General features: G+C 44.6%; 6 protein-coding genes. All 6 read right to left on the bottom strand.

Annotated elements, in window-relative coordinates:
- Positions 1-713: 713 nt before the first annotated feature.
- Complete coding sequence (locus P378_RS04565) at positions 714-1,637, bottom strand: restriction endonuclease (RefSeq protein ID WP_099082430.1); 924 nt, start codon at positions 1,635-1,637, stop codon at positions 714-716.
- A complete protein-coding gene (locus tag P378_RS04560) occupies positions 1,634-1,858 on the bottom strand; it encodes a hypothetical protein (protein WP_099082429.1) in 225 nt (74 codons plus the stop codon). The genes P378_RS04565 and P378_RS04560 overlap by 4 nt, the downstream gene beginning before the upstream one ends.
- Positions 1,852-3,729 (bottom strand): hypothetical protein, encoded by a 1,878-nt coding sequence (locus tag P378_RS04555; RefSeq protein ID WP_099082428.1) that lies wholly within the window; start codon positions 3,727-3,729, stop codon positions 1,852-1,854. Before P378_RS04555 ends, P378_RS04560 begins: the two co-directional genes overlap by 7 nt.
- Complete coding sequence (locus P378_RS04550; protein ID WP_099082427.1) at positions 3,729-4,592, bottom strand: helicase-related protein; 864 nt, start codon at positions 4,590-4,592, stop codon at positions 3,729-3,731. The genes P378_RS04555 and P378_RS04550 overlap by 1 nt, the downstream gene beginning before the upstream one ends.
- Before the next feature lie 23 nt (positions 4,593-4,615).
- Positions 4,616-5,479 (bottom strand): DEAD/DEAH box helicase, encoded by an 864-nt coding sequence (locus P378_RS04545; protein WP_099082426.1) that lies wholly within the window; start codon positions 5,477-5,479, stop codon positions 4,616-4,618.
- 117 nt (positions 5,480-5,596) lie between these two features.
- A complete protein-coding gene (locus P378_RS20940) occupies positions 5,597-5,941 on the bottom strand; it encodes a sunset domain-containing protein (protein WP_099082425.1) in 345 nt (114 codons plus the stop codon).
- Positions 5,942-6,422 lie beyond the last annotated feature (481 nt).

Genomic DNA, 6,422 nt, shown 5'->3' with positions numbered 1-6,422 from the left:
GTTTTCTGCCAGGGATTTCCTCGAGCACAACTTTCATGCGAGACGGTACCTGGCACCGCCTTGGTAGCCTTTCTTTGAAACCACCAGACCCGAAAGGATGACCCGGAAAAGAAAAAGTACCGTCACTTTAGTTTAGTGAAGTGCCAGGCACTTTTTGGAAATCCCTGGCAGCGGTTTTCTGCCAGGGATTTCCTCGAGCGATCAAAAACGAAGGAAAAGTGTACATCCTAAAATTAATAAAGCAGGCGGTCTCCAGAGGGAGGGGAACGTTGCCCTAACTACCAGTAGCCGCCGCTTGCGGTCGTAGCGAAGCGAAGAGTCTTGACCCATGTGCTAGGGTTAATTTACCCGACCGTATACAGGTTTCTAGTTGGCGTATATCCGTCGGTCGGGTTACCCCATTATTAGCACATGGAGTCAAGACCGGCGGTGGGTTTAATACAAAAAAATTGAACGTATTAGCGACAACTATCTTGACAAACACCGGCCTCCAAGGCTAACCCATCGGAACCACCTTCGTGAAAGCGAAGAAAGAGATCGACCGCTATTCGGAACTTCCAAGGGCCCTTGCCTTGATTTAGAACTTCAAATGTAACCTCTATGATAACGCCGCTCTGGCCCACACCAGTACACTAGTCTGGTGCCCGGCAGCCGGGTTTTGGACCTACTATGAAAGGAAAATTATATTTTTAAAATCGAGTAGGAGGGGGGCACTATCCTCCTTCCTTCACCTCAAACCACTGAGCCTCAGCTTCTATCCTCATTCCCTCCTTTTTGGTATTGCGAAATCTAATTTTAAATACAGCGCCTTTTTCACTATGTGTTTGTATCCATTTAGCATCGAAGCCCTTGACGATGCCAACCGGCTCCTCTTTAGAGCTACATAACCTAACGATATCCTCTTCAATTTTTACCCTAAGAACCTGGTTATTTTTTAAATTTTCCGGATCATCAAGCACCACTTGTCGCAGTTCCCGCTTTTCCGTTTTGGCCTCTGGCTTTGCCAATTTTGGTCCGTTATTAGTTTTGGTTTTGATACTTAGGAGATTAAGTTCATTTTGCAAGCGGGAACGATCCCAGAGTTCCACCCCTAGCTTCTTGGCCTCCTCTTTAGCCTGCCTGGTAAAAAATGTTGTTGCAATGACCAGAGCTGCCTGGCAATCATAATTTTTCATACCCGCATAAGCATCCCGTACCGCTACAGCTCCAACCCCACTGGATGGTTGGTAGCGCTTCGCTTGCACGGCAATCTTTCTTTTATCTATTTCTACAATAAGGTCTACACCATGATCACCACTACTTTTCGTAACGCGGGTTTTAGCTCCTCTTTGACTAAAGAACCAACCTAGAAATTTTTCAAACTCAAGACCAGATAAGAGATCTAAGTGATTGACGGTTAATGCCCCGGTGAGTTCTTCGTTTTCGATAGTTACTTTAGTTTGTTCCAACCTGTAAGCATGTTCCACTTCCTTATAAATATCTATTCTTTTAAGTAAGGAAGAGAGTAACCGTTTTTGTTTTACAGCATCATGCACATGGCCCAATTCACCAATACCTGCAACTAGCTGCTCTTGAGTAGCTTTGGGCCCTTTCTCTGCCGCCCAGGCAATTAATTTTTCAGCTAAGCTTTTACTCATTTGAAAGACCTCTTTATTCTCTCAAATAATGAGATATCTTTTCTGGCTAATAATTTACCATCCTTTGATATAACAAACAGCATTCCACCTAGTAAACCATAACCAATAACCACAAGGGTATCGGCATTATGCCCTACTTTCCATTTCTTCCAGCCAGCCACTTTACTGTCATGGCCTTTAACATGGCGAACTGCCCCATCTGATGGTTCGACATTTACCATATCCCGGCAAGCCGGCACATTCCATCCTCAAGGCAGCTATGGCAATATTGCTGTCCGCAATTTCTGCAGGTTGACGTCTTGGTACAAGAACAAAACATCTCCCCGCAGCCGGAACACCTGATAACATGATCCTGGCATACCCACTGGGAGCACCTGCTGCATTGGATAATGTGGGATAAACAAAAAACCTTGTCACAGGTTACACATTTCTTGGTATGGTCCGGGCATCCTTTGGTCTGGCAGGTGGTACAGGTTATGACATCCCGAGGGCAAATTATTTTTTCACACTTGTAACAGGTTTCCTGGTCGTTCTGGCACATGTGGCTTCCACAAATGGCACAGCGCTTTAGTTCATCTATACGGTATTCCTTATTACATTTAATACAAGTTGCCCGGTGTTCGGCACAGGCCAGATGACCATTTACAGTTTTGGCCACGTGGTCACCACAAAAAGGTTGGTGACAATAGCTACATTCTTTGGCATGATCTCTTAACAGGATTTTATTACAATTAGCTTCATTACAACCAATCGAACAGTCATCGCAAATCAGGCTATCGCAGCAGGAACACTTCTTTGTGTGGGTAACGCATAAATCTTTCTCACAGGACTGGCAAATATTAATGCAGGATAAGCAGAGGTATTCTCCACAATGATGACAAGGATATAAATGATCTTTACATACAACCTTTCCACATTTGGAACAGGATGTCTTACAATCAGCACAAACCAAATCTCCACATATCGCGCACCTTGCCTGGGATTCAGAGCAAGATACGCAGAAAATAGCACCGCAGCTTACACACCGATCGGCACATTCCTTGCACACATAGTGTCCATTGACACAAGACCACCCCTCTAATACCTCTTTACCACACTCATGGCATATCGGATGGGCTACTCTATTGGTGGCAGGATTTAACAAGACAGGTATGATAGAGCCATTTTCCAGCTCAATTTCTAATTGATACTCTGGTATATAAATTACCAGCACACTTAATAAAGTGACCTCTACATTGATCTGGTACTGTTTTTGTAACTGTTTAAGCCCTTGCTCAAATCTCTGATGCGCACCCTCCGGGGACTTACCTTCCTCACTCTCCATTTTTAAACGGTGTTGCAAAGCGGCAGCCTTTTCCGAAACGGAACGCATGGTTTGTTGACGAAGGAAGGCTAAATTACCCTGTATTTTCGAATCAACCCAGGCATAGGCATGGGTTAAAGCCAGGTCATATAACTGTAAGCTTAACGGAAGCTGTCCCTTATCGTGATATAAATTTGTTTCGATGATCTCCGGAATAAGGGGCTCAAATGTTTTGCCATCCTCGGGGTCAACCAGTACATGGAATAACTCATCCTGCTTCCGGACCGGGTTTAGGATTTCAACCAGAAAGGTAAACTGAAAGAATGGTTTTAACTTTTGGTCATTAATTAGTACCTTATGTAATCTACTCCCCACGATAAGATGGTGGCAGTCATGTCTTGCCGGGCAAATTGGACAGCACTTATCGTAGTTACACTCACCATACTGGGGGCATTTGTCGCAACACCTAGAAGTATTTTGCCATTTTTGGGCTACAAAGTCCTCCACTTGATCCTGGGATTGTTTAAAAAGAAGTACAGCGGCACTCCCTCTGGTTGCCGCTTCATCAAAGATGCGCTTTAATGCTCTGCTCCCGGGAGCAAGTAATTCTATGTTTTCATTCTCAGCAGCCACCGCCGAGGAATAGGTGAATCTTCTTTTTGCTCCATCTTTGGTTACGACCTCAAAATAAGTTTCCTGAAGATCAACCACATTGGCTCCCAGCTGTGTGAAATAGTTTACCAGGAAACCGTGCAGGGGGGTTGTTTCATAGGCGAATTTAACAACCATTAACCTAACACCCCCTTAGTAAATTGTTTTGCCAATATTTGCTTTTCAGCCGCTTTTTCAGCATCTTTGGCCAGTTCCATTAACTGCTTTTTAATATCCACTTTGTTTTTTGACCGGAGGACAATCTCCATGATTAATTCTTCTAAGTCCTCGTCACCTGACTTCAATTCACCCAACACGACCTCCAGCCCACCGATAGCCTCCTGAAATAATCTTAACTTTTTAAAGAGAATATTAATCACGTATTCATCAATAGTATCTTCAAGTGCCAGGTTAAACACTGTTACTTCCCGTTCTTGGCCAAACCTGTGTACCCGACCAATCCGCTGTTCTATTTTCATAGGATTCCAATGTAAATCAAAATTTACGAGAATATTACAATTTTGCAAGTTTAAACCCTCAGCCGCTGCGTCGGTAGCAATAATGTACTGGATACGTGCGGCCCGAAATTCTCGGATGACCTCGTCCCGCTTTTGTCGCGAACTTTTGCCGCTACCAACCCCTAAATAGAGGGCCACTTTTTTGTCCTTTTCCTTAAGGATAGTCTCCAGATAGTAGGCTGTTTCCCTGCGCAAAGTAAAAATAATGGCCTGATCATTGGGTATGCCGTCCAGTATTTGTAATAGCAGCTGGCTTTTGGACGGTGTCTTAATGGATTTGGCTAATTCTATTAGTGGAACCAACTCCCTCCTTTCATTGGGGTGTTTGAGAGACCGGTTCTCTAATGCCACAATTAACGCCCGGGGGCTTGATGAAAGTGATTGCTGCAGGCTCATTACTTCCCTAAGCAGAAGATACCTTCGTTGCCCTTCTTGCTCCCCGCCATAGATTTTGGCCATATGACCGGTGACTTCATCAATCAATTTATATTCAATCTCATAACCCTTTATCGGCAGGTTTGTACATGTCGTTGGACAAAGGGTATACCGGATTCTTCTCGTCTGGTCCTGCACATAACCCTGGTTAGATGACTCCTAAGTTGTGGTGCTGTATCCTCCCGCAACACCCTTCCCTTTGGATAATCCTTGGCATAGACCCTGAGAAAAGCGTTTAAGGAACCAAGCAACCCCGGATATAGCAAATCGATCAAGCTGTACAGGTCTGTTAATTTGTTTTGGAGCGGGGTTGCAGTAAGCAAAAGCATGTGACGTTTAGATATGGCAGCCACCGCCTGGCGACGTTTAGAAGAAGGGTTGGCCAATAAATGGGCTTCATCCACCACAATCATGTCCCATTCCCTGGAGGCAATGGCTTTAATGTTATGGCTAAGTTTGGCGATGGAGCAAACCAGTTTGTCTGTTTTGATGTAACCGGGAAATGAATCATCTTCCGGCGATAGAAATCTCTCTCCAAATTTTTGCAACATTTCATCCTTCCACTGAGTAACCAGGGAGGCGGGACAACATATTAGAATAGACCGAATCCTGTCCCGTACTAATAATTCTTTTAAGATTAACCCTGTTTCAATAGTTTTCCCGAGACCAACTTCGTCCGCCAGCAGCGCTAAACCATGCATTTCATTCAGAACCCTAAGTGCTGTCGCCATTTGGAAGTTATGAAAATCAATTTTAGTGCGCATGAGGTCCTCGATAACTAGCTTATCGATTACCCCCATGCGCTGAAGTTTGTGTGATTCTAATCCCAGTAGATACCACTCTACACTGGTTGAATTATTGATTAGTTTTTTCCTAATGGAGAAAGGGTCCTTATACCGAGTATCAACATCAATTTTCAAGATTTCATTGTTCATTTTCTTACCACCTGGAGAAAAATCTTTAGGAAAACTTATGCAGTATACTCTGCCACAAGAACATCACTTAAGTTCTATTATTGCTCCTTATAGCAGCTTGTAAGTGCCGATTAAAAACTAAACCTTACTCCTGCGGTAACCGGCCGCTTGCGCATCTTCCTCGGTGAAGAACCAGGCCTCTAGGTTAGCCTTATCATAATACCGCCCGCCGGGAACATGATAAATCTTTTCACCCTTGCTGTTGATATTTCCTTTAATGGTCTCCCCATGAGGACCAGGACCCTTGCCTGCCGCACCGGCCGGAACAGTATGAGCAGCCTGTCCCTGGTCCTGGGAGTGCTGGCCGCCGCTGCCCCAGAGGCCGTGGTCGCCTTCTCTTGCTTCCCGCTGCAGCTTCACAAATAAATCAGCGTATTTTACATTATGCGGAATGGTCATCACCTGGGCGTAACCGTCCAGCAAAAAGAAGAAAGCTGGGAATAATATCCTCAGCTATCTCCGGCAGAACCCCACTGGGCGCTCCGGTTGCTCTCCAGCAGAGCCGTATCCTCCCGTGGGTAAGAGCCATTAAAAACATAACCAAAAACTAAACTAAAAATTCCATTGTCGAGTAGAAGTGCGTCTCTCTAACTTTAGAAGCAGGTTTGTTTTCACCGTTTCTCCCCGTTTCCTCTGGGAGTGCCACAATATTTGCTCCATGGCTAAATTGAACACACAACCCTCACAGAACCGTGCTTGCGCTATTCACGTACACGGCTCCTCACTTGGAGATTTGCACTTATGCCTAAGCACTACTAAGCCGATAATATACTGAAATAAATTTTCGGTTTGGGTAGCGGCTTAACTTTGAGCAGCAATAGGAACTTTTCCCAGGTATAGCTGTTTCGCTGACTTCTGCGATTGATCCACTTGAATAGTAGTTTTGTTACCTCATACCAATACC

The sequence above is a fragment of the Desulforamulus profundi genome (genome assembly GCF_002607855.1).
Note: the sequence above shows the minus strand (reverse complement) of the source record. Positions and strands in the feature narration are given on the sequence as shown.